The sequence below is a fragment of the Litoreibacter halocynthiae genome (assembly GCF_004365635.1).
Lineage (GTDB): Bacteria > Pseudomonadota > Alphaproteobacteria > Rhodobacterales > Rhodobacteraceae > Litoreibacter > Litoreibacter halocynthiae.
Genome location: NZ_SOBH01000004.1, coordinates 19067 through 45195, shown reverse-complemented (window position 1 = coordinate 45195; position 26129 = coordinate 19067). Strand labels below are relative to the sequence as shown.

Genomic DNA, 26129 nt, shown 5'->3' with positions numbered 1-26129 from the left:
GGAGGAAATTTTGGTTCACGCAACAACTGCTTCGGCTGGTCTGGATACTATACCTCGTCTTCTGGCGCGTAATGTTGCCAAGTATGGCGACAAGCCAGCATATCGCGAAAAAGAGTTTGGTATCTGGCAAACTTGGACTTGGGCCGAAGTTGCGGAAGAGATCGAAGCCTTGGCGCTGGGTCTTCTTACACTTGGTGTGAACGAAGGCGACCATATTGCGATTATCGGCCGGAACCGCCCCTACCTTTATTGGAGCTTCGTGGCTGCCGAAATGGTCGGCGCCATTCCTGTTCCGCTGTACCAAGACGCAGTCGCGGAGGAGTTGGCCTATGTTTTGGATCACTGCGGCGCACGGTTTGTGATCGCGCAGGACCAAGAACAGGTTGATAAAGTTTTCGAAGTGCATGATCAGCTTCCGGGCATCGAGCATATGGTCTATCTGGACCCTCGCGGCATGCGTAAATACGACCACAGCGCGCTGACGAAATATCAGGTATTGCAAGAAAAAGGCCGCGCTGACGGAGACCGTACCGAGCTTAACCGCCGTCGCGACAAGCCGACCTACGACGATACATGCGTCATGCTCTATACATCCGGCACAACTGGTAAGCCTAAGGGCGTGGTGCTGTCGAACCGGAACATCATCGAGACGTCCAAAGCATCTTCCGAGTTTGATGACCTGCGGGCCGAGGACGAAATTCTCGCCTACCTTCCGATGGCATGGGTTGGCGATTTCATCTTCTCTATCGGTCAGGCGTTCTGGACCGGCTTCTGTGTGAACTGCCCCGAAAGCCCGGCCACTATGCACAGCGATCTGCGCGAAATCGGGCCGACATATTATTTTGCACCACCGAGAGTTTTCGAGACCCAGCTGACAGATGTCATGATCCGGATGGAGGATGCTGGCCGCTTCAAAAAGTGGCTGTTCCACCATTTCATGGCGCATGCCAAGAAAGTCGGGCCAGACTTGTTGGATGGAAAGCCGGTCGGGTTTGGGGACAAGCTGAAGTATCAGCTTGGTGAGCTGATGGTTTACGGGCCTCTGAAAAACACACTTGGATTCTCGCGGGTGCGCGTCGGATACACGGCGGGCGAGGCCATTGGGCCGGAAATCTTTGACTTCTACCGTTCGCTGGGGATCAACCTGAAGCAGCTCTATGGCCAGACAGAAGCCTCGGTATTCATTACGCAGCAACCTGACGGGGAAGTTAGGTCCGATACGGTTGGCGTCCCTAGCCCAGGCGTAGAGCTGAAAATCGCCGACAATGGCGAGGTGTTCTACCGCTCGCCGGGTGTATTTGTGCGCTACTTCAAAAATGACGAAAGCACCGCGTCGACCAAGGACGCGGAAGGCTGGGTTGCGACGGGCGACGCCGGGTTTATCGAAGAAGGGAGCGGTCATTTGCGGATAATCGACCGCGCCAAGGACGTCGGAAAAATGGCTGACGGGTCGCTGTTCGCGCCTAAATACGTTGAAAATAAACTGAAATTTTTCCCGAATGTGCTGGAAGCTGTCGTGTTTGGTAGCGGCAAAGACTACTGCACCGCGTTTTTGAACATTGACCTGACAGCCGTGGGGAACTGGGCGGAACGCAACAACATTGCTTATTCCAGCTATCAGGAACTGGCCGGTCACCCCGAGGTGCTGGCGACGATGCAGTCCCACGTGGAAGAGGTGAACGCGAGCGTCGCGGAAGACCCGATGTTGTCGGGGTGTCAGGTGCACAGATTTGTTGTTCTTCACAAGCAGTTAGATGCGGATGACGGGGAGTTGACGCGGACGTTGAAAGTACGCCGGCGGATCATTGAAGAGAAGTTCGCGGACATCATCGTGGCGCTTTATGACGGGTCGAAGGACATCTCCACCGAGACGGAAGTAACATATGAAGACGGGCGTAAAGGGTCGATCAAAGCGACGCTGGAAGTGCGCGACGCCCGTGTTTTTGAAATCCGGAAAGTAGCGGCGGAATGACGGTGCGACGCTCGATTTCATCATCGCCCCGCCCGCCATCCCGTGAGGTAGCCCTATGAACGCTTTGACAGGTGGAAATTACACGACTGCGGACGGCCGCAAGATCGGTAACACCATGATGGAAATGAAAAATATCACTCTGCGCTTTGGCGGGGTGGTGGCCATCAAGGATATCTCTTTCGACATCAACGAGGGCGAAATTCGCGCCATTATCGGGCCGAACGGGGCCGGTAAGTCGTCGATGCTGAACGTGATCTCGGGGTTCTACAATCCTCAAGAGGGTGAGGTTTGGTTTCACGGCAAAAAGCGCCCCCAGATGCGGCCCTACCAAGTGGCGCGGCAGGGGATCGCGCGGACGTTTCAGAACATCGCCTTGTTTGAGGGGATGAGCGTTCTGGACAACGTCATGACAGGTCGCTTGACGCATATGAAATCGGGGATGCTGAGCCAGATGATCTGGAAGGGCAAGGCCGAGAAAGAAGAAACGGAAAATCGGGAAGTCGTTGAAAAGATTATTGATTTTCTGGAAATTCAGGCCATTCGCAAGACCCCTGTGGGCCGATTGCCTTACGGGTTGAAAAAGCGGGTGGAGTTGGCGCGGGCATTGGCTGCGGAGCCGAAGCTGCTGCTTTTGGACGAGCCGATGGCGGGGATGAATGTCGAGGAAAAAGAGGACATGAGCCGCTTTATCCTTGATGTTAATGATGAATTTGGAACGACCATTGCGCTGATCGAGCACGATATGGGCGTGGTTATGGACCTTAGCGACCGTGTTGTCGTGATGGATTACGGCAAAAAGATCGGCGACGGGACACCGGATGAGGTGCGCAACAACCAAGAGGTGATCGACGCTTATCTGGGTGTGGCGCATGACTAAAACCGGCGTCTGCATAACGTCGGCAATGCGTCAGCTTTGCGTCGGGCAGGTTGTCGGACCGCTAGGGGTGGTGTTTTTGGCCGCCTCCGGCGCGCAGGCCGGGGCTTGGGAAGAGTTCGAAGCGCTGTGTTTGCTGCCGATGGAAAACGTCGCACTGGATCAACCGACCTCACTAGAACCGTATCAGAATTTCAAAAACGACGGTGACACCTACACCACCTACCAGCTGGGCAGCGCAAAGTTGGCAATCTCGGATGGACGTTCAAGCGCACCGAAATGGTGCTGGATAAATGTCGGACCCCAAGATGCGCCGAGCTTTTCACAGTCGTCCCAAAGCTGGGGTGAGTCAGTTCAGGCTGATGGACGATATGAGCTGATAGAAGATCGCGTCCTCGGCTTCGTGTTGCACAGCACTGTTTGGCGCGAGCCGAAGCTTGAAGTGTCGTTGTCGATGCGCGGCAAGGGCAGCAACTTCATCATGTGCGTTGAGGAGACAGACCTTGAATCGTGAACCACTAAATGGAGGCTCCAATGCCTGAGCAGTTTCTCTTTGCGATGGAAGTTATCCTGAACGGGCTGATGGCCGGTGTGCTTTATGCGCTGGTGGCCTTGGGCTTCGTTCTGATCTTCAAAGCCTCGGGCATCTTCAACTATGCGCAAGGCGTCATGGCGCTGTTTGCGGCGTTGACCTTGGTGGGGATCATGGACGGGCAAATACCGTTCAGCCACATCATCAACGCGACCTTCGGGACCGAGTTGCACCATTTCGGCTGGCACGTACCTGCCTTGCTGGCGATCATCCTGACTGCCGGAGTCATGGTGATATTCGCGTGGCTGGTGCAGCGATATATCTTCCGGCATCTGGTCAACCAAGAGCCGATCATTCTGTTCATGGCGACCATCGGGCTGGCATACTTCCTTGAGGGGGTGGGCGATCTGATGTGGGGCTCCGACATCAAGAAACTTGATGTGGGTCTGCCGCAAGGGATCAACGAGTGGATCGACGTCACCACATTCGAGGCGTTCGGCTACGGGTTCTTCATCGACAACCTCGATATCTCGGCCACGATTGTGGCGGTTTTCCTCGTGGCGGCGCTGATCATCTTCTCGCAATACACCAAGCAGGGCCGTGCCTTGCGGGCTGTGGCGGATGACCACCAAGCGGCCTTGTCGGTCGGGATTTCGCTGAACTTCATCTGGGTTCTGGTTTGGTCCATCGCGGGCTTCGTCGCCTTGGTCGCGGGCATCATGTGGGGCGCCAAGTCCGGCGTGCAATTCTCGCTGTCGCTGATTGCCTTGAAGGCGCTGCCGGTGCTGATGCTGGGCGGGTTCACCTCGATCCCCGGTGCGATTGTCGGAGGGTTGATTATCGGAGTGGGTGAGAAACTGTTCGAATTCCTGATCGGCCCGATGGTCGGTGGCGCGACCGAGAACTGGTTCGCCTATGTGCTGGCCCTGTTGTTCCTCGTGTTCCGCCCGCAAGGGCTGTTCGGCGAGAAGATCATCGAAAGGGTGTGAGCATGAGCAAGGTGATTGCGATTTTGAATGTCATCGCGTGGTCGGGCTTCTGGGCCTTCGGATATCTGGCGCTGAGCGCCGACGTCGGGAACACCACGCAGATGATGGTCGCGGGCGTTCTGGCGGTGCTGGGCGCAGGGGTAGGGCTGTTCACCTACCTGCAACTGGTGCGCCACTCCGAGGCCACCGGCTATGCCAAACCGCGCAACCGCGTACCGGAACACCTGCGGGAAAATGAAGAGGGAGCGACCTAATGTTCTACCGTGAAGCAGGTGACTTCAAGGTCAGCTATCCAGAAGATAGCCAAACCTTCCCGATCAAATTTGACCGGTATCGCTATTATCTGGTGTTGGCGGTGGCCTATCTGGTCATCCCGTTCTTCATCAACGACTACTGGGCGAACGCGGTGTTTGTGCCGTTCCTGATCTACGCCACGGCGGCGATCGGGCTGAACATCCTGACCGGATATTGCGGACAGGTGAGCCTTGGGACGGGGGCATTCATGGCTGTCGGGGCCTATGCGGTCTACAAGCTGATGACGGCATTTCCAGAAGTGTCGATGCTGATCCACGTGCCGCTGGCCGGACTGGTGACGGCGGGGGTTGTGGCGATCTTTGGCCTGCCAAGTTTGCGCATCAAAGGGTTCTATCTGGCGGTGGCGACACTGGCCGCGCAGTTCTTTCTGGTGTGGCTGTTCAACAAGGTTCCGTGGTTTTATAACTATTCGGCCTCGGGGCAGATTTCGTCACCAGAACGCAGTGTGTTCGGGATTATCGTGACAGGGCCAAACACCGAGGCTTGGGCCAAATACATGATCTGCCTGATCTTCGTGACACTGGCGGCGTTGATCGCGCGCAACCTGACGCGCGGCTCGATCGGCCGGAAGTGGATGGCGATCCGCGACATGGATATCGCCGCCGAGATTATCGGGGTGAACCCGATGATGGCCAAGTTGACGGCGTTTGCCGTGTCGGGCTTCTTCATCGGCATCGCGGGCGCGCTGTTCTTCAGCGTCTATCTGGGCGCGGCGGAAGTGGGTGAAAGCTTCGGGATCGACAAGTCGTTTCTGGTTCTGTTCATGGTGATTATCGGCGGGCTTGGCTCGATCTTCGGATCGTTCGCGGGCGCGGCGTTCATGGTGCTACTGCCGGTGTTCCTGAAAAACGTGTTTGTCGGCATGCTGGGCTGGCCCACCGATCTGGCTGCGCACTTGCAGTTTATCGTGTCCGGTGGCCTGATTATCGTGTTCCTGATTCTGGAACCGCACGGGCTGGCGCAGCTTTGGCGGGTCGCGAAAGAGAAACTACGGCTCTGGCCGTTTCCGCATTAGCGGTTTGGCGGGGAGACCCGCCTACTTTGAAATCCAAGGGAGGATACTAAAGATGAAACTAACAACACTTGCAGTGGCAGCCGTGATGGCAGCCAGCCCGGTGATGGCGGACCTTGTGTTCCCGTCGCTGTCTTACCGCACCGGCCCCTACGCGGCCAACGGCATCCCGTTCGCGGACGGCTATGAGGACTACTTCACCCTGCTGAACGAACGTGACGGCGGTATCGGCGGCGTTCCGGCCAAGGTCATCGAATGCGAGACCGGCTACAACACCGAGAAGGGTGTGGAGTGCTACGAGGCGACCAAGGGCGAGGGCGCGTTGATCTATCAACCGCTGTCGACCGGCATCACCTACCAGCTGATCCCGAAAGTGACCGCGGACGGCATCCCGCTGCACACGATGGGCTATGGCCGGACCTCGGCGAAGAACGGCGAGATTTTCTCCAACGTGTTCAACTACCCAGCCAACTATTGGGATGGCGCGTCGCATGCTGTGAACCACATCATGAGCCAAGGCGACATCTCGGGTAAGAAGATCGCACTTGTTTACCACAACTCTGCCTATGGCAAGGAGCCCATCCGCACGCTGGAAGAGCTGTCGAAGAAGCATGGCTTCGAGCTGATGCTGGTGCCGGTGGATCACCCCGGTCAGGAGCAGAAGTCGCAATGGCTGCAGATCCGCCAGCAGAAGCCTGACAATGTCATCATGTATGGCTGGGGCGTTATGAACCAAGTGGCGATTCAGGAAGCGGCGAACATCCGTTACCCGATGGAAAACTTCATCGGCATCTGGTGGTCCGGCTCGGAGAATGACGTGCTGCCAGCGGGTGACCGCGCCAATGGCTACAAAGCGCTGACCTTCCACAACCTGGGCGACGACTATCCGGTATATGCAGACCTGCGCAAATACGTGGTCGATGCGGGGAAAGCCGCGGGTGCGGGCGACCAGCTTGGCACGGCGCTGTATAACCGTGGTATGTACGCGGCGATGTTGGCTGCCGAGGCTGCCAAGACGGCGCAAGAGCTATCGGGCGAGAAAAACCTGACCCCTGCGATGATGCGCGATGGCATGGAAGCTTTGGAGATGACCGAAGCCAAAATGGCTGAGATCGGCCTGCCGGGCTTTGGTCCGGAGTTCAAAGTGTCCTGCCAGAACCACGGTGGCAACGGCCTTGGCGCTGTGGCGCAATGGGATGCGGCGGCGAAGAAGTGGTCGTTGATCACGGGCTATGAAGGATCCGACCAAGACGTGATCCAACCGTTGATCGACGAAGACAGCGCCGCGTTTGCAGCGGAAGCCGGTATCGAAGCTGGCTGTAAGTAAGTCGTGATATATCTCCGGCCCGCTGTCGTGGCGGGCCGGGGAATTTGAATATTTTTGCCAAGATGAAACTACGACGCTCCGTATGAAGACGCGGGCCGTGTTAACCTTAATGGGATGTTGAAATGCTGGATGGTTCCAAAACCGAGACCCTCTTGGAGGTCAACAACATCGAGGTGATTTATAATCACGTCATTCTGGTGCTGAAGGGCGTGTCCCTGAAGGTGGCGCAAGGCGGGATTACGGCGCTTCTGGGCGGCAATGGCGCAGGCAAGTCGACGACGCTGAAGGCCGTGTCGAACCTGCTGCATTCGGAACGTGGCGAAGTCACCAAGGGCTCGATCATTTATCGCGGCGACCATATTGCTGGTTTGGACCCGGCGGATATGGTGAAGCGCGGGGTTATTCAGGTGATGGAGGGGCGTCACTGTTTTGAGCACCTGACCGTCGAGGAAAACCTGATGACGGGGGCCTATACGCGCTCTGACGGGCGCGGGGCTGTGGCGGCTGATTTGGAAAAGGTCTATGCGTATTTCCCGCGTTTGCGGGAGCGTCGGACGTCGCAGGCGGGGTATACGTCTGGCGGGGAGCAGCAAATGGTTGCGATTGGCCGCGCGATGATGGCCAAGCCGGAAACCATCCTGCTGGACGAGCCGTCGATGGGGTTGGCCCCGCAACTTGTGGAAGAGATTTTCGGCATCGTGAAATCGCTGAATGAAAAGGAAGGCGTGTCCTTCCTGCTGGCCGAGCAGAACACCAACGTGGCGCTGCGCTTTGCGCATTACGGGTATATTCTGGAATCTGGCCGCGTGGTGATGGACGGGCCTGCGGCTGAGTTGCGGGAGAATCCGGATGTGAAGGAGTTCTACCTTGGCATGTCGGATGAAGGGCGCAAGTCGTTCCGCGATGTGCGCAGCTACCGGCGCCGCAAGCGGTGGCTGTCGTAGCTTTTTGAGTATTTTTAACCAAATGGAGACGTGACGTGGGATTCTATGACGATCTGGAGACCCGCAGCGCGGATGCGCGCGAGGCGGCTCATTTGGCGGCTTTGGACGCACTTGGGGTGAAGCTGGGGGGGGTGGCGGAGTTGGCTGGCCTGCCGGTGTTGCGCAAGTCGGATCTGTCGGCGAAACAGAAGGCACAGCCGCCGTTTGGCGGGATGCAGGTGGGCGACGTGGCGCATGTGTTTCAGTCGCCCGGGCCGATTTACGAGCCGGGCGGAGTATCCCATGACTGGTGGCGTTTTGGGCGGTTCTTGCATGCCTGCGGGATTGGCCGTGATGACGTGGTGCAGAACTGCTTTGGCTATCACCTGACACCTGCGGGGATGATGTTCGAGAATGGCGCGCGGGCCGTTGGGGCGCGGGTTTTGCCGGCTGGCACTGGCCAGACCGAACTGCAGGTGCGGGCAGCCAAGGACGTGGGTGCGACGGCCTATGCGGGGACGCCGGATTATCTGAACGTGATTTTGGAGAAAGCCGACGAAATGAGCGAAGCCTTGGGCTTCACCAAGGCGGCGGTGTCGGGCGGGGCGTTGTTCCCGTCGCTGCGGCAGGCTTACGCGGATCGCGGGATTTCATGTTTACAATGCTACGCGACTGCCGATCTGGGGCATATCGCCTATGAAACTGACGCGATGGAAGGGATGATCGTCGATGAAGGCGTGATCGTGGAGATCGTGACGCCCGGCACGGGGAACCCTGTGGCCGAGGGCCAAGTGGGTGAGATCGTTGTGACCTCGCTGAACCCTGATTATCCGCTGATAAGGTTTGGCACCGGTGACATGAGCGCAGTGATGTCTGGCGTGTCGCCTTGCGGGCGGACCAACATGCGCATCAAGGGATGGATGGGGCGCGCGGACCAGACGACCAAGATCAAGGGCATGTTCGTGCGGCCTGAACAGGTCGCCGATCTGGTGGCAAAACACCCCGAGATTGCCCGTGCGCGGGTTGTTGCCGCCCGTGACGGCGAGATGGACACGATGCGCGTTTTGATCGAGGCTGAAGGCGGGGATGCGGAAGCTTACGCCGTCTCGGTTGCAGATGTTTTGAAACTAAAAGGCGCGGTGGACGTTGTCCCTGTGGGCAGCCTGCCCAACGATGGCCTCGTGATCGAGGACCAACGCAGCTACGATTAGATAAGGATTTTGCCATGAAACTTCGTGCCAGCCTCGCCGCCTTTTTGATGATGTCGGTGCCGGTTTGGGCGGGGGATGTGGCCCTTGTCGTCGGCAACGAGGACTATGCCAACGGGCGCGATTTGAACGCGGCGGACGAGATGCTGGATGCGGTTGCGCCGCTGGAAGAGGCGGGGTTCGAGGTGCTGAGCGGCTCGGATCTTACGTCTGAGGCGTTGGCGGGACTGGTGTCCGAGCTAAACGCCAAGGTGGACGGGACGGGACGGGTCGTCATCGCCTTGGCGGGGCATTTCGGGAATAGCTTGAGCGGGAACTGGTTTATCGGCGCGGATGCGGATGTGCCGGATTTAGGGGCTGTCGCCGCGCAGTCGGCTTCTTTGAACGTACTGATGGACATTGCGGCCCGTGCACCGGGAGGCGCAGTGGTTGCGCTTGGACTGGAAGACGCGGAGTTCGAGTTCGGTGCGGGTGTGCAGCCGGGACTAGACGGGTTGGACGTGCCGCAAGGCGTGAGCGTCATTACCGGACCTTCGGGTGATGTGGCAGATTTCGCCAAGGATGCTTTGGGCGTGAAGGGACAATCGATCGCCAATGCGCTGAATGCGTGGCCGAGTTTGACCGGTTCGGGGTTCGTGGCCCCGTTGGTGCCGTTCCTGCCAAGTGACGGCGTAGCGCCACCTGTTGTTGCGAAAGCCGACCCTGATGCAGAGCAGAAAGCGTTTTGGAAGGTGACTCAGGACATTGGCACGATGGACGCGTTTGAAGCGTATCTGAAGCGCCATCCTGACGGGCTGTTTGCGGCTGACGCGCGGGCCGAGGTCGACAAGATCAAAGCACAGCCACTGCTGTTGGCAGAGCAAGGTGAAAAGGCGCTGAATCTGAGCCGGGACAGGCGGCGGGAAATTCAGCGGGCATTGTCGCTGCTGGAATATGACCCCAAGGGCATCGACGGGATTTTCGGGCGAGGCTCGCGGGCCGCGATCCGCAAATGGCAGAATGTGAATGGCGAAACTGCGACGGGCTTCGTGACGCAATCGCAGATTGAACGGCTGGGCGCGCAGGCGGACCGCCGGGCGCAGGAATTGGAAATTGAGGCCGAGAAGCGCAAGATTGAACTGGAACGCAAAGACCGTGCCTATTGGCGGGCGACTGGTCAGGGTGGTGACGAGACCGGGCTGCGCGCCTATCTGGAGCGCTATCCTGATGGCGTTTTTGCCGAAATAGCCACCGCGCGGTTAGAGCCGTTTGAAGAGGCGCGACGCGCTGCGGCGGCAGAGCAGGATCGTGCGGCTTGGGATGCGGCTGAGTCGGTAGGGTCGCTTGCGGCCTATGAAGGCTATGTGCAGGCAAACCCCGAGGGGGCGTTTGTCGAGCAAGCCCGCGCGAAGATTGCCGAGCTGGAATTCGAGGCCAAGAACGCGGGCGCGCTGGAGGCGGCGCAACGCAACGAGGAACGGCTGGGGTTGAACGGCACGACGCGGAGATTGGTCGAGGATCGTCTGGAGTCACTGGGATTGAAACCCGGTGCGGTGGACGGGGTATTTGATGATGACAGCCGCCGTGCGATCAGACGGTATCAAGAGGCGCGGAACCTACCGCGCACGGGGTTCCTGAACCAGCAAACGCTGGTGCGGCTCTTGGCGGATTCGGTGCTGCGTTAGAGCGCTTTGCGGGCTTTCAGGGCGGCTGAGATTGTGCCGTCGTCGAGATAGTCGAGCTCCCCCCCGATGGGGACGCCTTGGGCGAGGGACGTGACGGCGACCCCGCGTGTTTCGAGCTCTCCGGCGATATAATGGGCAGTGGTTTGACCGTCGATTGTGGCGTTAAGGGCGAGGATCACCTCGGTGATGTGCTCGTCTGCGATGCGGGTCATCAGCTTGGGTATGCGGAGTTCTTCGGGGCCGACGGCATCCAGTGCGGAGAGCGTGCCGCCGAGCACATGATAGCGGCCCTTGAAGACGCCGGAGCGCTCCATCGCCCAGAGATCGGCCACGTCTTCGACGACGCAAATCTCGCCATTGGCGCGCTTGTGGGAGGTGCAGATATCGCAGACGTCCGACGTGCCGATATTGCCGCAGTTGAGGCATTCGCGCGCGGTGGCGGCGACGTTTTGCAACGTGTCGGAGAGCGGGATCATCAGCAGCGCGCGTTTCTTGATCATATGCAACACCGCGCGACGGGCCGAGCGGGGGCCAAGCCCGGGGAGCTTGGCCATCATTTCGATCAGGGCGTCGATGTCTTTCGTGCTACTCAAACGGGCGCGCCTTGTGTTGCTGTCGGAGCCTCCGGCGGAGGTATTTTTGAAGCAATGATAAGTTAGAAGGGGAGTTTCATTCCGGCGGGAATGCCCATTTCTTCGGTGAGCTTGCTCATTTCGGCTTCGGCCTTGGCGGCGGCTTTGGATTGCGCATCTTTGATAGCGGCGAGGATCAGGTCTTCGACGACTTCCTTTTCGTCGGGGTGGAAGATCGACGGGTCGATATCGAGGCCGGTCAGGATGCCTTTGGCGGTGGCTGTGGCCTTGACCAAACCTGCGCCGCTTTCGCCTTGGACTTCGATGTTTTGCAGGTCTTCCTGCATTTGGGTCATCTTGTCCTGCATCTCTTTGGCTTTTTTCATCATTCCGGCCATATCGCCGAGGCTGCCTAGTCCTTTGAGCATCTGAGTGTCTCCAGTTGAGAAATCGTATTCGGGGTGCTTATGACAGAGGGCATATAGGGGCCACAAGCGGCTGTGACTAGTCGTCCTCGAACGGGTCCCATTCGTCTTCCACTACGGGAAGCGCTTCGACGGCGGCTTCCTGGATCAAGTCTGCGGCGGTGCGGATTTCGATGATCTTGGCGCTTGGGAACGCTTGGAGCGTGGCCTGCATCAGCGGGTGTTCGTGAGCTTCGGCCTTGAGCGCGTTGGCCTCTGCGTCGCGTTCGGCAGCCAGCGTGGGGGCGCCGCCTTCGTTGACCAAGGTGACGGCCCAGCGTTGACCGGTCCATTGCTGCAGCCGCGCGCCAAGACGGGCGGCGAGGTCGCGGGGGGCGTCGTCGGTGGGGACAAATTCGATGCGGCCGGGGGAGTAGTGGGCGAGCTGCACGTAGCCTTCGACCTCCACCAGCAGCTTGACGTCGCGGTTGGCGCGGATCAGGCCGACGATGTGATTGAAGGTGGGATAATGCGCCAGCGCGGTTTCCGCCGACAGGTCCAGCGCGGCGGAGGTGCCGCCGCCTGCGCTTACCGTTTGGGTTTGCGCCCGTGCGGTGGTCATGCCGCCTTGTGGGGCGGTGGTGCCTGCGGGTGGCGTAGGCGGGGGCGGCGTGTCTTGCAGCTTGCGCACGAGTTCCTCGGGCGAGGGCAGGTCGGCCATGTGGGTCAGGCGGATGATTGCCATTTCGGCGGCCATCATGGCGTTGGGGGCGCTGGCGACTTCCTCAAGGGACTTGAGTAAGAGCTGCCACATGCGGGACATGGCGCGCATCGGCAGGGCCTCAGCCATTTGGGCGCCGCGGGTCCGCTCGTCAGGGCCGACGGTGGGATCGTCTGCGGCCTCGGGCGTGATCTTGATGACGCTGACCCAGTGGGTGATCTCGGCCAGATCGCGCAGCACGGCCATGGGGTCGGCGCCGTCAGCATATTGCGAGGACAGTTCCTGCAAAGCGCCTGCGGCGTCGCCCTTCATGATCATGTCGAACAGGTCCAGCACGCGGCCACGGTCGGCGAGGCCGAGCATGGCGCGAACTTGCGGCGCTGTGGTCTCGCCCGCGCCGTGGCTGATGGCTTGATCCATCAGGGACATGGCGTCGCGGACGGAGCCTTCGGCGGCGCGGGTGATCAGCGCCAGCGCGTCCTCGGCGATTTCGGCGTTCTCCTTGGCGGCGATGGATTGCAGGTGGGCGATCATCACCTCCGGCTCGATGCGGCGCAGATCGAAGCGCTGGCAGCGGGACAGGACGGTGACTGGAACCTTACGGATTTCCGTGGTGGCGAAGATGAATTTGACGTGCTCGGGCGGCTCCTCCAGCGTCTTCAATAGGGCGTTGAAGGCGGAGGTGGAGAGCATGTGCACCTCGTCGATGATGTAGATTTTGTAGCGGGCGGAGGCGGCGCGGTAATGCACCGAGTCGATGATTTCGCGGATGTCGCCCACGCCGGTGCGCGAGGCGGCGTCCATTTCCATCACGTCGACATGGCGGCCTTCGGCGATGGCAACGCAGTTGTCGCAGACCCCACATGGCTCTGTCGTCGGGCCGCCGGTGCCGTCCGCGCCGGTGCAGTTCATGCCCTTGGCGATGATCCGCGCGGTGGTGGTTTTGCCGGTGCCGCGAATGCCCGTCATGATGAAGGCCTGCGCGATGCGGCCCGCGTCGAAGGCGTTCTTTAGGGTGCGCACCATGGCGTCCTGACCGATCAGGTCGGCGAATGTCGCAGGGCGGTATTTCCGCGCCAGAACCTGATAGCCGCCGCTGGTCGTTTCAGTCATGGGAGTTCCTTGGATTCGGGTGCGCCCCAGACCCTAATTCGCGCGGCTCTCAAGGTCCACTAGAGACTCCACAGTACCGCGCCCACGGCGGCGGATGCGAGGCTCATCAGGATGGCGATGACGCGGAAATTCCGGCTTGGGGTCGCCTCCGCATCGGTGTCGTTGAGGCGATTCCATGTTTTGGTGGCCTGTCGCTGTGCGCCCCAGAAGATCGAGATTGCCACGATCAGGAACATGGAGGCCACGACCTTGGCGGCCCATGTGGGCTCGAAATCGCCGAACACGGCTTTCAGGCCGATGGCGACGCCAACCGCGCCAAGTCCCGTGCCCATCCAGCTGGCGAAGGTGCGTTCGTTGGCCAGAATTGTGCGATCTTCGGCCCAGTTGGTACGTTCTTCCGCGAGTTCTTGGTTGTCTTTGCTCATAGTTGGCAAGGATAGGGCTTCGCGCGGTGATGGAAAGAAGAAAGCGCACCATAGATCAGGCGCGCTGGGTGAGAGGTTGGACATCGACCCAAGTGGGGCTCGTTGTGGCTGCTTCCTTCCGGATCTGACCAGGTTGGCGAGGCACTTGCCCGCGCCAACCCCTCAAGCCCGATATAGGCACAGATTCTCGCGAACGCAAGGTTTGCCAACTTTGTATTCCCGTGCCAGAAGCGGAGCAATCAAACGAGGGACTTACGGTGAAACTTGCGGAAACGGTTACCTTTGGCGGCTCCGGACTGGATCGCGCGGCACATTTGCGGGGCGATACGGATGCGTTGAGCGCATTGTTGGACAATCCGGACACGGGTGTTTTGCCCGTTTGGCGAGGTAAGCCGTTGATTGGCGGCGAAGAGCGTAACCGTCCTGCATGGCAATCTGCAAACCATCCGATTTTTTCCGAGGCGGACGAGGCACCGATCTTCTTGGGGCTGGACGACGGGGTTGCACGGTTTGCGCGTGACATATCCGGCTGGGAGCCGGACGAGAATTTGGACACGCTGAACCAGTTTCTTGATCCGTCCGAGCAGCACTTTCCAGGATTGCCCGACGACGAACGGTTCTCGGAATTACGGGCGATCATGACACATATGACCCCGCGCGACGCAGAGTTGATTACAGCTGCAAAGGCCATTGGCAGCTGGCATGAGACACACGGATATTGCGCCCGTTGCGGCGCGAAAAGCACGATATCGATGGCGGGCTGGCAGCGCGATTGCGACGCCTGTGGTGCGCATCACTTCCCGCGCACCGATCCGGTGGTTATCATGTTGGTCACCCTCGGCAATTCGGTACTTATGGGGCGTTCTCCGGGATGGCCGGAGGGGATGTATTCCTGCCTTGCCGGATTTGTGGAGCCGGGGGAGACCATCGAGGCCGCCGTGCGCCGCGAGACCTTCGAGGAATCGGGCATTCGTGTGGGAGAGGTGGAGTATCTGTCGAGCCAGCCCTGGCCATTTCCCGCGTCACTGATGTTCGGGTGTCGTGGTCATGCGCTTAACAAGGACATCACCATCGACCCTGAGGAAATCGAAGACGCAATCTGGGTCACCCGCGAAGAGATGATGGAGACGTTTGCGGGCAACAATCCGAAAATGAAAGCCGCCCGCAAAGGCGCAATCGCGCATTTCCTGTTGCTTAACTGGCTTCGGGATACACTAGACTAAAGAAAAGATAAGCAAGAGCAGGCCGACATGAAATTTTCCACGAAGGAAGATCTTGAGATACCTATCGACGACGTCTTCGGGATGTTGTCGGATTTCGACGGGTTTGAACGCGCGATCCTGCGCCACGGAGCGGACGTCTCCCGCACCGACAAAATGGACGCAGTTGGCGTTGGCCTGTCTTGGAAAGCCCGCGCGACCGTTCGCGGGAAAAAGCGCGACTTCGTTGTGAAGCTGGTCGAATATGACCGCCCCAACCAGATGCTGTTCGACGTAACGACAAAGAACATGGCCGCGACGTTCTTGGTGGAACTTGTGGCGATGTCTCGGACCCGCACGCGGATGCGGATCGAGTTGGATGTCAGGCCGCAAACGCTGTCTGCCCGTTTGCTGATGCAATCGGCCAAACTGGCGCGGAATACGCTCAACCGTCGCTACAAAACGCGGATCGCCCATTTCGCGAGTGATCTGGAAGACCGATACAAAAAAGGTCTCCGTGCAACTACCGCCTGAGCGTGACCCAGTTTCTGCGGTCAAGCAAATCACTCCTGACAATACCTGTCAGGAGGCGTGATTTATAACTCCCCTTAGAATCAATCGAGCAGGAGTTTCTTAATGTCCCGAACCGGCAGCTGCGCCTGTGGCGCTATTCAATTTAAAATCACCGCGCCGTTTATCGGTGTCGGAATGTGCCATTGCACGAAATGCCAAAAAGCATCGGGCGGAGGTCCGAACTACGTCGCCCTGACCCCGAAAGACGGGTTGGAGGTCACGCAAGGGCAACCGTCCATCTTTCAATCCGAGGGAACCAGTGGCGGGACCATTGGTCGGGCATTTTGTGGTAACTGCGGCACCCCGTTATGGAGCATTCCAGCGCATGAGCCATTTTTCGCGTTGAAGCTGGGCGCGTTGGACGACAGTTCCGACCTTGAGCCGGAGATGCATATCTATGTCTCGTCCGCTCCGAAGTGGCATGGGATCAATGACGACCTCCCTAAATTTCCCCAGATGCCACCGTCCGGTTAAGGTCGAGGGCGAGGCGCAACACTTTATCCACGTTTTCCGACATCGGACGGTCCCCTGACAGGGCTGCCTCTACTGGCACCCATTCGGCGTCCATCGCATCGTCGCCGGCGACGGGTGCGCCTGAGACGTATGTGCAAAGCACAGCGGCGAGCAGGTAGTGGTGTAGCACCGATCCGTCGTCGGCTTGCGCAATGACGTCGATGTTTGTGAGGTAGCCAGTGGGTGTCGCGATGACGCCTGTTTCCTCCAGCAACTCACGGGAGGCCGCGTCCAGCGCGGTTTCTCCAAGCTCCACATGACCACCGGGGAAGCCCCAAAGGCCAGCGTTCGGCGCGTTGCGGCGTTGGACCAGCAGCGTTTGACCTTCGTGCACGACAACGGCAATCGCCCCGAGCTTGGGGCGACGCGGCTCAGTCACGCGCGAAGGCGGCGGGGTAGGTGCCGAGGATCTTGATTTCGGAGGTGAAGAACTCCAACTCGTCCATCGCATGTTGCACGCCGATGTCGTCGGGGTGGCCGGAGATGTCCGCGTAGAACTGCGTTGCGGTGAATTCGCCGTCGACCATGTAGCTTTCCAGCTTCGTCATGTTGACGCCGTTGGTCGCGAAACCGCCCATCGCCTTGTAGAGCGCGGCCGGGATGTTGCGGACGTTGAACACAAAGGACGTGATCATGTGAGTGTCGCCGCGCCGCGTCATGTTGGCCTCGGGCGACATGATCAGGAAGCGCGTGGTGTTGGTGTCGTGATCTTCGATGTCGTGGGCCAGCACTTCGAGCCCGTGGGTTTCGGCGGCCATCTCGGACGCCAGAACGCCGATGCCTGCTTCGGGATGCGCGGCAAGTTCGGCTGCGGCGCCCGCGCTATCGGCTGCAGCCTCGCCACGGATGCCATGCGATTCGAGAAAGGCGCGACATTGCGGGATCAGGACCAGATGCGCACGCACGGTTTTGATGCTGTCGAGCGAGGTGCCTTTGGGAGCCATGAGGGCGATGCGCACCCGCACGAACGCCTCGTCGATGATGTGCAGGCCGGATTCGGGTAGCAAGCGGTGAATATCCGCGACGCGACCGTAAGTTGTGTTCTCGACAGGCAGCATCGCAAGCGCCGCGTTGCCCGACCGGACAGCGTCGATCACCTCTTCGAACGTCGTGCAGGGCAGCGGCTCCATGTCGGGGCGGGCGCGCACGCAGGCCTCGTGAGAATAGGCGCCGAGCTCCCCTTGGAACGCAATTTTCTGAGTCATAGTGCATTTTCCCGCAAAAAGGCGTTTAGTCGCGGTGTCTAGCCCTTGCAGAACCGTATGGGAAGACGATACATACCGCCGAAACGCCAAACGGGTGAGAGACAGACATGTTTGACACGATGACAATGACCAAAGTTCTGGGCGCGCTCTGCGGATCGCTTCTGGTGTTCCTTCTGGGTGGCTGGGCTGCCGACCTGATCTACCATGGCGGCGAAGGCGGCCACGGGGACGAGCATCAGCAAGCCTATGTTATCGAAGTTGAAGGTGGCGAGGCCGAAGTCGAAGAAGAAGTCGAAGAAGTAGACTTCGCGGCGGTGATGGCTGAAGCCGATGCCGAAAAAGGCTCCAAGGTCTTCTCCAAGTGCAAAGCCTGTCACAAACTGGAAGACGGCGCGAACGGCACCGGCCCGCACCTGTATGGTGTCGTTGGACGTGATATTGCCGCTATTGGTGACTTTGGATATTCCGACGTGCTGGCCGGTAATGGCGGTGCATGGACCCCGGAAGAGCTGCAAGCGTTCCTTGAAAACCCTAAAGCATATGCTCCGGGCACGAAGATGAGCTTTGCTGGTCTGAAGAAAATCGACGACCGCGCGAACCTGATTGCATATCTCGAGACAATTGGCGGCTAAGTCCGGCGTAGACATGATTTCCGAAAGGCCGTCCGATTGGGCGGCCTTTTTCGTTTCAAGTCGATCCGCTTCGCTCACAATCGCGCAATCGGCCTTGATTGTTGAACAAATCCGACTTCTTTTGGATTAACTGGTTAGTGTCGTGACGATGACAGGTCTCAGGAGGATCCAAATGAAGAACCGCCACCCGCAAGCGCTTGTAAAATCCCGATCCCATGCCGGTGCCCGGTTGAAATGGATGGGTGCGGGGTTGCTCCTGATGGCAGCTTTGATGGCTTCGGTGACAGCGGCTCGAAGCGAGACGATCATCAAGTCGCACGGTTTTTCCGACTTTGGCGAACTGAAATACCCTTCGGATTATCCGCATCTGAACTACGTGAATCCCGACGCGCCCAAGGGCGGGGAAGTCTCGGTATCGGCACCGGGTACGTTTGACAGCATGAACCCGTTCAGCCGCAAGGGGCGTGGCGGCGCGTTGTCCAGCCTTCCTTACGAGCGGTTGATGGGCTCCGTCGACGACGACCCGTACAGCATGTATTGTCTGCTGTGCGAGACCCTGGAATACCCCGAAAGTCAGGAGTGGGTGATCTTCAACCTGCGACCCGAGGCGAAGTTCTCGGACGGGACGCCGGTGACCGCTCATGACGTAGTCTTTACCGTGAAATCCTTCCTGACCGACGGCCTGCCATCTTTCGCGCAGGCCGTGTCGAAGTATTACAAAAGCTACGAGGCGCTGGACGACCATCGAATCAAGTTCACCTTCAACGAAGGCATTCCGCGCAAAGGCCTTATCAGCCAAGCGGGCGTGTCGATTGCGTTTTCCAAAAAGTGGTTCGAGGAAAACAACGCCAACATCAAGGAGCCGCGGCTGAAGGCGGCGATAGGCTCCGGTCCTTACGTTCCGATGGATGTCGACCCCCCACGGAGGATCGTCTACGAGCGCAACCCCGACTACTGGGGCGCGGACTTGCCGATCAACAAGGGGCGCTGGAACTTCGACCGTATCCGCATCGAGTATTTCGCGGACGACACAGCCGCATTGGAAGCGTTCAAAAGCGGCGTGTATACGTTTCGCCGCGAAAGCAGCTCTTTGAAGTGGGCGACTGCCTACGACTTCCCGGCCATCGAGAATGGCACCGTCGTAAAGGCAGAGCTGCCAAACGGTAATTTGCCGCCTGCCTATGGCATGGTGTTCAACCTGCGCCGCGACAAGTTCGACGACCCGCGGGTCCGTGAGGCGCTACAGCTGATGTATAACTTCACCTGGACGAACGAGACACTGCAATTCGGGCTGTTCGCCCAGCGTGACTCGTTCTGGCAAAATACTGATCTGGAGGCCAAAGGCGTGGCCGAAGGGCTGGAGTTGGAATATCTGAAATCGGTGGAGCATCTGCTGGAAGACAAGTCGGTTCTGACGGAGCCTGTCGTGGTTGCCCATGAAAGCAGCGCGCGTCAGCTGGACCGCAAGAATCTGCGCAAAGCGAACAAACTGTTTTCCGAAGCAGGATGGGAGGCTGGCGCGAACGGCATTTTGTCAAAGGACGGTAAGCCGTTCGAGCTTGAGTTCCTGTCCGGCAGCCCTGCCTATGACCGGTTGATCCAGCCCTATATCGAAAATTTGAAACGCATCGGCATTCAAGCGACATATACCCGCGTGGACCCCGCCCAGTACACCAACCGCGAACGCGGGTTTGACTGGGACATGGTTTATGACGGCTACGTCAACTATTTCGAGGAAGGCAGCGGCATTTCGCAGCGTTTTGGCTCGGAAGACGCGGAGTATTCGCTGTTCAACCCGTCGGGATATAGCTCACCTGCCGTGGACGAACTTATCAAAAAGATGCTGGACGCCGAGACGCTGGACCAGATGCAGGCGGCGGTACGGGCTACGGACCGTATCTTGCGCGCCGCGCGTATCATGATCCCTGCGTGGTACAACGACACGTTCTGGGTCGCATATTACGACATGTTCGAGCATCCGGAAAAATTGCCGCCACTGGCCTTGGGTCATCTGGATTTTTGGTGGTATAACGCCGACAAGGCTGCGGCCTTGAAGGCAAAAGGCGCCCTCTAGAGGCGTCGGAAAAACAGGCGGTAAGACCCGAACATGGGCGCATATATCCTCAGACGGCTTTTGCTGGTGATCCCGACATTGATCGGGATCATGATCGTGAACTTTGCGTTGACGCAGTTCGTGCCGGGCGGCCCGATCGAGCAGATCATCGCGAATCTTGAAGGGCAGGGCGATGTTTTTGAAGGCTTCTCGGGCGGCAGTAACGACAGCCAGCTGGAGAGCCTGAGCACTGACAGCAAATACGAGGGTGCGCGGGGGCTGCCGCCGGAATTCATCGCCAAGCTGGAGAAAGAATTCGGCTTCGACAAACCGCCAGTAGAGCGGTTCCTGAACATGATGTGGAACTACCTGCGGTTCGATTTCGGGGAGAGTTATTTCCGATCCGTCGGGGTGCTTGATCTGGTCTGGGAAAAGATGCCAGTGTCGATCACCCTAGGGCTTTGGTCGACGATCATTGCCTATATCGTCTCGATCCCGCTTGGCATCCGCAAGGCCATCCGCGACGGGTCCAGCTTTGACACTTGGACCTCTGCGTTGATCATCGTGGCTTATGCCATTCCGGGTTTTCTATTCGCCATCGTGTTACTGGTGTTGTTTGCGGGCGGGTCCTATTACCAGTGGTTCCCGCTTAGAGGGCTGACGTCTGACAATTTTGACGACCTGAGTGCGGTAGGTAAGGTTCTGGATTACCTCTGGCACATCGCGCTGCCGGTGACCGCCTCGACCATCGCCGCGTTTGCGACGCTGACCTTGCTGACGAAGAACTCGTTTCTGGACGAGATCAAGAAGCAGTATGTGGTGACTGCCAAGGCCAAAGGGTTGTCCGAGGGACGGGTGCTATATGGCCACGTCTTCCGCAACGCGATGCTGATCGTTATTGCCGGCTTCCCGAGCCTGTTTCTGGGCATCTTCCTGTCGGGTTCGTTGATTATCGAAACCATCTTCTCGCTGGACGGCTTGGGGCGCTTGGCGTTTGAGGCGACCGTTGCGCGGGATTATCCGGTGGTGTTCGGGACGCTCTATTTCTTCGGGCTGATCGGCCTGATCGTCGGCATCCTGTCAGACCTGATGTATGTCTTCATTGACCCGCGCATCGACTTCGAAAGCCGCGAAACATGACGCTGTCGCCTCTGAACCAACGTCGCTGGACCAATTTCAAGCGCAACCGTCGCGCGCTGTGGTCGCTGTGGATTTTCGCGGTATTATTCGGGCTTTCGTTGTGTGCGGAGCTTATCGCCAACGACAAGCCGATCCTGATCAAATATCGCGGTGAGTTGTTTACCCCGATTACCAGCTTTTACCCGGAGACGACGTTCGGCGGGGATTTGCGGACCGAAGCGGTGTATCGCGATATCGAGATTCAATGCCTGATCAAAACCGGCGGCATAGAAGACTGCTGGGACGATCCCGAGGCCGTCATGGAAGAGGCCGCGACCGGCACCTTCGCGGGGGAGCCGGTGGAGAAAGGGTGGATCATCAAGCCGATCATTCCCTACAGCTACACCACCATCGTCGACCGCCCCGGAACCGCGCCTGCGGCACCAGACGCGACGAACTGGCTGGGCACGGATAACACCTCGCGCGATGTAGCGGCGCGGGTGATCTACGGCTTCCGTCTGTCGATCGTGTTCACGCTTGTGGTGACTGTGGTGTCGTCACTTATCGGCATAGCCGCGGGGGCGGTGCAGGGGTTCTTTGGCGGGCGCACGGACCTGATCTTTCAGCGGGTGCTGGAAATTTGGGGGGCCACACCAAGCCTCTACGTTATTATCATCATGTTCGCCATTCTTGGACGAAGCTTCTGGCTGTTGGTCGCCTTGTCGATCCTGTTCGGCTGGCCCGCTTTGGTCGGCGTGGTGCGGGCCGAATTCCTGCGGGCGCGCAACTTTGAATATGTCCGCGCGGCGCGGGCGCTGGGCGTTTCCAACACCACCATTATGTTCCGCCACATGCTGCCCAACGCCATGGTCGCGACGCTGACCTTCCTGCCGTTCATCGTGACAGGGACCATCGGGATGCTGGCGTCCCTCGATTTTCTTGGCTTCGGCCTGCCATCCTCGGCCCCGTCGCTGGGGGAGCTGACCTTGCAAGCGAAACAGAACCTGCAAGCCCCGTGGCTGGCCTTTACCGCTTTCACCACATTCGCGGTGATGCTGTCGCTGCTGGTGTTCATCTTCGAGGGTGTGCGCGACGCGTTTGACCCTAGAAAGACCTTCCAATGAGTTTGCTACTGGAGGTCAAAGACCTGTCCGTCAGCTTCCGCCAAGACGGTGAAGTGACCGAGGCGGTCAAGGGTGTGTCCTTCCATGTGGATCGCGGCGAGACCGTGGCTTTGGTGGGCGAGTCGGGCTCGGGTAAATCGGTATCGGCACTTTCGACCGTTCAGCTGTTGCCTGACAGTGCGACGGTAACGGGGCAGATCAGCTATGACGGCAAAGACCTGACGGCGGCGAGCGAGCGCGAGTTGCGTCAGGTGCGTGGCAACGACATCAGCTTCATTTTCCAAGAGCCTATGACGTCGCTGAACCCGCTGCACACGCTGGAACGGCAGATCACCGAGAGCATCGAGTTGCACCAAGGTCTACGCGGCGCGGCTGCGCGGGCGCGGGTGATCGAGTTGATGGAAAAAGTCGGCATCCGCGATCCTGAGAGCCGCCTATCAAGCTACCCGCACCAGCTGTCTGGTGGGCAACGGCAGCGGGTGATGATTGCGATGGCGCTGGCCAACGGGCCGGAACTGCTGATCGCGGACGAGCCGACCACGGCGCTGGACGTGACTATTCAGGCGCAGATTTTGGAACTGCTTGCGGACCTTAAAAGACGCGAGAACATGTCCTTGCTGTTCATCACCCATGACCTTGGCGTGGTGCGCAAGATTGCGGACCGCGTTTGCGTAATGCAGCACGGGCAGATCGTCGAGACCGGGCCAACGGCAGAAATTTTCGACAACCCGCAGCATCCCTACACCAAGCTTTTGTTGGAGGCGGAGGCCACGGGTATCCCGGTTACCGTACCCGACGACGCACCCGAGATGGTGTCCACCGAAGACCTGCGCATCTGGTTCCCTATTCAGACGGGATTATTGAAGCGCACGACAGGCCATGTGAAGGCAGTCAACGCAGCGACAGTTTCCGTGCGAGCGGGGGAGACGTTGGGTATCGTCGGTGAATCCGGCTCCGGCAAGACGACGCTGGCGCTGGCTATTATGCGTTTGATTTCCAGCAAGGGGTCGATCCAGTTCGAGGGACGCGAGATTCAGGGGTTGTCCTCTAAAGAGGTCCGACCGCTTCGAGCCGATATGCAGATTGTGTTTCAGGACCCCTACGGCTCGCTCAGCCCACGTATGACCGTGGAGCAGATCATCGCCGAGGGTTTGGGCGTTCACGGTACCGAACCGGGGCGTGACCGGCGCGAGATGGTGTCGGAGATCATGACGGAAGTGGGCTTAAAGCCCGAATTGATGCACCGCTACCCGCACGAATTCTCGGGTGGTCAACGGCAGCGGATCGCAATTGCCCGCGCCATGATCCTGCGCCCCAAACTCGTTGTGCTGGACGAGCCGACAAGCGCGTTGGATATGACGGTGCAGGTGCAGATTGTGGAGCTGTTGCGCGACCTGCAAAAGAAATACGGGTTGGCCTACCTGTTCATCAGCCACGATCTGAAGGTTGTGCGGGCGATGTCGCATAAGGTGATCGTGATGAAGCAGGGCGATGTGGTCGAGATTGGCGACAGCGAGGAGCTGTTTGCCAACCCGAAAGTTCCCTACACCCAGCAGTTGCTGGCGGCCGCACTGGAGCTAAAGGCGAAGTAGGGGGCGTTTACGCCCCCGGGCCACGCACTTCACAATCATGACCGCGCGCGCTGAGGCGTTGGCACGCCAAAGTGGCATTGTTTTGCGACAGACCCACGAAATTGGCTTCCCATCCGCGCGGGCGATTTACGACCTTACGCAGCGCTTCGTCTAGCGTGTCGATTTCCTGCAATGCCGTTTTCAGCAAAAGCCGCTCGGCGGTGTTGCGTGTGGTGTAGTTGCCCAGCGAAATGGACCAATGACGCCCGCCTGACGTTGAGGCGCGGGTGATGATCCGGCGGGGCTGGGGCTTGCGCGCGGGCTCTGTGGTGTCGATGGCCGCTTGTACCAGGTTTTGGGGTTTTCTGATTGGCGTGACGACGGCTCCAGCGCTCGCAAGTTCTGTGCTTTGCGCGGCGCGGGTGGCCACCTCTGCACGGGCTTGGCTGACGTTATTGTCGACGCTCTCCACGATGGCGAGCAACATGTCCTCGGACGGTGCGCGGTCAGGCCGCTGCAACGGTCTCGGGCTGGAGCGGCGCGCGGTGATGGTCGGGGCGACCTTGATGACCTTCGGCTCGATCACGGTCTGCGCGGCAAGATTCGGGCGGGTTGGTTTGCTCAACTTGGCGCGGGAGGGCGCCCGTTTGAAGCCCATGTCCAACAGCTCGGCGACGCGGGCATTGCGGGCGGCAGAGGATGTACCACCGAACACGGTGGCAATCACGCGCTCGTTGCCACGCTCGGCGGAGGCGACGAGGTTGAAGCCAGCGGCGCGGGTGTAGCCGGTCTTGATTCCGTCTGCGCCTTTGTAGTTTTGCAAAAGGCGGCGGTTGGTGTTGGACACTTGTTTCACACCAGCATGAGTCGTCTGGCGAGAGAACAGGTTATAATATTGCGGGTAGTCATAAATCAGGTGGCGACCAAGGGTTGTCATGTCACGGGCGGTGGACATATGGCCGTTTTCGGTCAGACCGTGAGCATTCTTGAAAGTGGTGTTGGTCATGCCAAGGGCTTTGGCCATGGCATTCATACGGCGTGCAAACGCGGCCTCGGAGCCGGAGACGGCTTCGCCAAGCGCGGTAGCTGCGTCATTGGCCGACTTCACGGATGCGGCCCGGATCAAATAGCGGATTGCAATACGTTGGCCAGCTTTCAGGCCAAGTTTCGAAGGCTGCTCGGCGGCGGCTTTGCGGGAAATTTTAACCTTGGTGTCGAGTGTCAGCTGGCCCCGACGGATCGCGTCAAAGGTGACGTAGAGCGTCATCATCTTGGTCAAAGACGCTGGATGAAGTCGCGTGTCAGCGTTTCGTGCGTGCAGCACTTCGCCAGTGCGCGCGTCGATCACAAGCGCCGCATAGGGTGCTGCGTAGGTTGCCCCAGCCCAAGCGGATGCCACAAGAATAACCAGTCCTACACGGACTGTGTTCAAAAGACGTAAAACCACGACGTCTGCCCATTTTGCCTCGGGAATGACGTTGCATCCCCATTATTATTTTTCAGCCGATCACCGACCTTTGAAACACCGCTAGCACAAAGATCGGTTTCAGAAAACAGTTTAGTTTCAGGCAGTTTGGGGGTGTCGTTGAAGTGTCTCACCCACATCTAGTGGCGGGGTCGTGGCGACCCACTAGATATTTGGAAAAAGGTATCAGGATGCCTCGGGAAACTCTAATTCACAGCGCTGTTGTTGCAGTAAACTTTCTCGTTTCAGCTCCGTTTCCTTTGCTTTGAGCGAGCGTAGTTTGCGCCGTTCCTGATCCAAATCGACAGCCACAGGCTTTTTGGTCGTCACAGGCTGCGGGTAGTTGCAGAAACTGAATCGCCCGTCGCTGCCTATTCCGGTGCCGACGCAAAAATTGGTGTAAATCACTGTGCGTGTTTCGGTTTGAATGGCATAGCCCCGATCAATGGTGGCCTGCGTATCGGCAATGAGCGCCTGTACGATGCGCAAATCCTTGACCGCATTTTGCATGCAGGTTTCGCGTGGGCTGGCACAGGCGGACAGCAATAAAAGCGGGACAATCAGAATTTTTCTCATGAGCCATAATACTCCAGCTGCGACGCCAAGGGAACGTGACACTTGTCA

General features: G+C 58.9%; 26 protein-coding genes and 1 other RNA gene. 18 read left to right on the top strand and 9 right to left on the bottom strand.

Going from position 1 to position 26129, the window contains the following annotated elements:
- The first annotated feature begins 10 nt into the window (after nucleotides 1-10).
- From BDE40_RS15535 to BDE40_RS15490, 10 genes are all read left to right on the top strand, one after another.
- Complete coding sequence (locus tag BDE40_RS15535; protein WP_246030480.1) at nucleotides 11-1972, top strand: AMP-binding protein; 1962 nt, start codon at nucleotides 11-13, stop codon at nucleotides 1970-1972.
- Nucleotides 1973-2027: 55 nt separating this feature from the next.
- The gene (locus BDE40_RS15530) at nucleotides 2028-2849 is read left to right on the top strand and encodes an ABC transporter ATP-binding protein (RefSeq protein ID WP_073145733.1); all 822 of its coding nucleotides are present in this window, start codon (nucleotides 2028-2030) and stop codon (nucleotides 2847-2849) included.
- Nucleotides 2842-3360, top strand: a complete 519-nt coding sequence (locus BDE40_RS15525) for a hypothetical protein (RefSeq protein ID WP_134016082.1) — start codon at nucleotides 2842-2844, stop codon at nucleotides 3358-3360. Before BDE40_RS15530 ends, BDE40_RS15525 begins: the two co-directional genes overlap by 8 nt.
- A 20-nt stretch (nucleotides 3361-3380) precedes the next feature.
- The gene (locus BDE40_RS15520) at nucleotides 3381-4367 is read left to right on the top strand and encodes a branched-chain amino acid ABC transporter permease (RefSeq protein WP_134016081.1); all 987 of its coding nucleotides are present in this window, start codon (nucleotides 3381-3383) and stop codon (nucleotides 4365-4367) included.
- A 2-nt stretch (nucleotides 4368-4369) separates the two neighbouring features.
- Complete coding sequence (locus BDE40_RS15515) at nucleotides 4370-4621, top strand: hypothetical protein (RefSeq protein WP_134016079.1); 252 nt, start codon at nucleotides 4370-4372, stop codon at nucleotides 4619-4621.
- Complete coding sequence (locus BDE40_RS15510; RefSeq protein ID WP_134016077.1) at nucleotides 4621-5697, top strand: branched-chain amino acid ABC transporter permease; 1077 nt, start codon at nucleotides 4621-4623, stop codon at nucleotides 5695-5697. The genes BDE40_RS15515 and BDE40_RS15510 overlap by 1 nt, the downstream gene beginning before the upstream one ends.
- Before the next feature lie 52 nt (nucleotides 5698-5749).
- On the top strand, nucleotides 5750-7021 hold the full coding sequence (locus BDE40_RS15505) for an ABC transporter substrate-binding protein (RefSeq protein ID WP_134016075.1): 1272 nt from the start codon (nucleotides 5750-5752) through the stop codon (nucleotides 7019-7021).
- 122 nt (nucleotides 7022-7143) lie between these two features.
- Nucleotides 7144-7965 (top strand): ABC transporter ATP-binding protein, encoded by an 822-nt coding sequence (locus BDE40_RS15500; protein ID WP_073145747.1) that lies wholly within the window; start codon nucleotides 7144-7146, stop codon nucleotides 7963-7965.
- A 35-nt stretch (nucleotides 7966-8000) separates the two neighbouring features.
- Entirely contained in the window at nucleotides 8001-9155 is a 1155-nt protein-coding gene (locus BDE40_RS15495) for a phenylacetate--CoA ligase family protein (protein WP_134016073.1), read from the top strand.
- A 14-nt stretch (nucleotides 9156-9169) separates the two neighbouring features.
- Entirely contained in the window at nucleotides 9170-10816 is a 1647-nt protein-coding gene (locus BDE40_RS15490; RefSeq protein ID WP_134016071.1) for a peptidoglycan-binding domain-containing protein, read from the top strand.
- Here BDE40_RS15490 and recR read toward each other — a convergent pair.
- The 5 genes from recR to ffs form a co-directional block, all read right to left on the bottom strand.
- Nucleotides 10813-11409 carry a recombination mediator RecR gene (gene recR, locus BDE40_RS15485; RefSeq protein ID WP_134016069.1) on the bottom strand — a complete coding sequence of 199 codons (597 nt, stop codon included), beginning with the start codon at nucleotides 11407-11409 and terminating at the stop codon, nucleotides 10813-10815. The genes BDE40_RS15490 and recR overlap by 4 nt on opposite strands.
- 62 nt (nucleotides 11410-11471) lie before the next feature.
- Nucleotides 11472-11816 (bottom strand): YbaB/EbfC family nucleoid-associated protein, encoded by a 345-nt coding sequence (locus BDE40_RS15480; RefSeq protein WP_134016067.1) that lies wholly within the window; start codon nucleotides 11814-11816, stop codon nucleotides 11472-11474.
- Between the two features lie 76 nt (nucleotides 11817-11892).
- Nucleotides 11893-13626, bottom strand: a complete 1734-nt coding sequence (locus tag BDE40_RS15475; protein WP_134016065.1) for a DNA polymerase III subunit gamma/tau — start codon at nucleotides 13624-13626, stop codon at nucleotides 11893-11895.
- Between the two features lie 59 nt (nucleotides 13627-13685).
- A complete protein-coding gene (locus BDE40_RS15470; RefSeq protein ID WP_134016063.1) occupies nucleotides 13686-14051 on the bottom strand; it encodes a YidH family protein in 366 nt (121 codons plus the stop codon).
- 66 nt (nucleotides 14052-14117) lie between these two features.
- Nucleotides 14118-14216, bottom strand: an RNA gene (gene ffs / locus BDE40_RS15465) — signal recognition particle sRNA small type.
- Between the two features lie 92 nt (nucleotides 14217-14308).
- Between ffs and nudC the strand changes: the two genes are divergently transcribed.
- The 3 genes from nudC to BDE40_RS15450 all read left to right on the top strand — a co-directional run bounded on the left by nudC (nucleotide 14309) and on the right by BDE40_RS15450 (nucleotide 16297).
- Complete coding sequence (gene nudC, locus BDE40_RS15460) at nucleotides 14309-15274, top strand: NAD(+) diphosphatase (protein ID WP_134016060.1); 966 nt, start codon at nucleotides 14309-14311, stop codon at nucleotides 15272-15274.
- Between the two features lie 27 nt (nucleotides 15275-15301).
- The gene (locus BDE40_RS15455; protein WP_134016058.1) at nucleotides 15302-15784 is read left to right on the top strand and encodes an SRPBCC family protein; all 483 of its coding nucleotides are present in this window, start codon (nucleotides 15302-15304) and stop codon (nucleotides 15782-15784) included.
- A 102-nt stretch (nucleotides 15785-15886) separates the two neighbouring features.
- Complete coding sequence (locus tag BDE40_RS15450; protein WP_134016056.1) at nucleotides 15887-16297, top strand: GFA family protein; 411 nt, start codon at nucleotides 15887-15889, stop codon at nucleotides 16295-16297.
- Here the strand turns inward: BDE40_RS15450 and BDE40_RS15445 are convergent.
- Complete coding sequence (locus tag BDE40_RS15445) at nucleotides 16266-16715, bottom strand: NUDIX hydrolase (RefSeq protein WP_281275458.1); 450 nt, start codon at nucleotides 16713-16715, stop codon at nucleotides 16266-16268. The two genes, BDE40_RS15450 and BDE40_RS15445, sit on opposite strands and share 32 nt — an antisense overlap.
- Nucleotides 16708-17541 carry a prephenate dehydratase gene (locus tag BDE40_RS15440; protein WP_134016052.1) on the bottom strand — a complete coding sequence of 278 codons (834 nt, stop codon included), beginning with the start codon at nucleotides 17539-17541 and terminating at the stop codon, nucleotides 16708-16710. The genes BDE40_RS15445 and BDE40_RS15440 overlap by 8 nt, the downstream gene beginning before the upstream one ends.
- 107 nt (nucleotides 17542-17648) lie before the next feature.
- Between BDE40_RS15440 and BDE40_RS15435 the strand changes: the two genes are divergently transcribed.
- The 5 genes from BDE40_RS15435 (at nucleotide 17649) to BDE40_RS15415 (ending at nucleotide 24061) form a co-directional block, all read left to right on the top strand.
- Nucleotides 17649-18173: a c-type cytochrome gene (locus BDE40_RS15435; RefSeq protein ID WP_134016050.1), complete on the top strand. Its 525-nt coding sequence runs from the start codon at nucleotides 17649-17651 to the stop codon at nucleotides 18171-18173.
- A gap of 172 nt (nucleotides 18174-18345) precedes the next feature.
- Nucleotides 18346-20247 carry an extracellular solute-binding protein gene (locus tag BDE40_RS15430; RefSeq protein ID WP_134016048.1) on the top strand — a complete coding sequence of 634 codons (1902 nt, stop codon included), beginning with the start codon at nucleotides 18346-18348 and terminating at the stop codon, nucleotides 20245-20247.
- A 33-nt stretch (nucleotides 20248-20280) separates the two neighbouring features.
- On the top strand, nucleotides 20281-21366 hold the full coding sequence (locus BDE40_RS15425; RefSeq protein ID WP_134016046.1) for a microcin C ABC transporter permease YejB: 1086 nt from the start codon (nucleotides 20281-20283) through the stop codon (nucleotides 21364-21366).
- Nucleotides 21363-22469 carry an ABC transporter permease gene (locus BDE40_RS15420; protein ID WP_134016044.1) on the top strand — a complete coding sequence of 369 codons (1107 nt, stop codon included), beginning with the start codon at nucleotides 21363-21365 and terminating at the stop codon, nucleotides 22467-22469. Before BDE40_RS15425 ends, BDE40_RS15420 begins: the two co-directional genes overlap by 4 nt.
- Nucleotides 22466-24061 carry an ABC transporter ATP-binding protein gene (locus BDE40_RS15415; protein WP_134016042.1) on the top strand — a complete coding sequence of 532 codons (1596 nt, stop codon included), beginning with the start codon at nucleotides 22466-22468 and terminating at the stop codon, nucleotides 24059-24061. The genes BDE40_RS15420 and BDE40_RS15415 overlap by 4 nt, the downstream gene beginning before the upstream one ends.
- Before the next feature lie 7 nt (nucleotides 24062-24068).
- Here BDE40_RS15415 and BDE40_RS15410 read toward each other — a convergent pair whose 3' ends face one another.
- Complete coding sequence (locus BDE40_RS15410; RefSeq protein WP_246030496.1) at nucleotides 24069-25439, bottom strand: D-alanyl-D-alanine carboxypeptidase family protein; 1371 nt, start codon at nucleotides 25437-25439, stop codon at nucleotides 24069-24071.
- Nucleotides 25440-25691: 252 nt separating this feature from the next.
- Nucleotides 25692-26123 (bottom strand): hypothetical protein, encoded by a 432-nt coding sequence (locus BDE40_RS15405; protein ID WP_134016038.1) that lies wholly within the window; start codon nucleotides 26121-26123, stop codon nucleotides 25692-25694.
- Nucleotides 26124-26129: the final 6 nt, after the last annotated feature.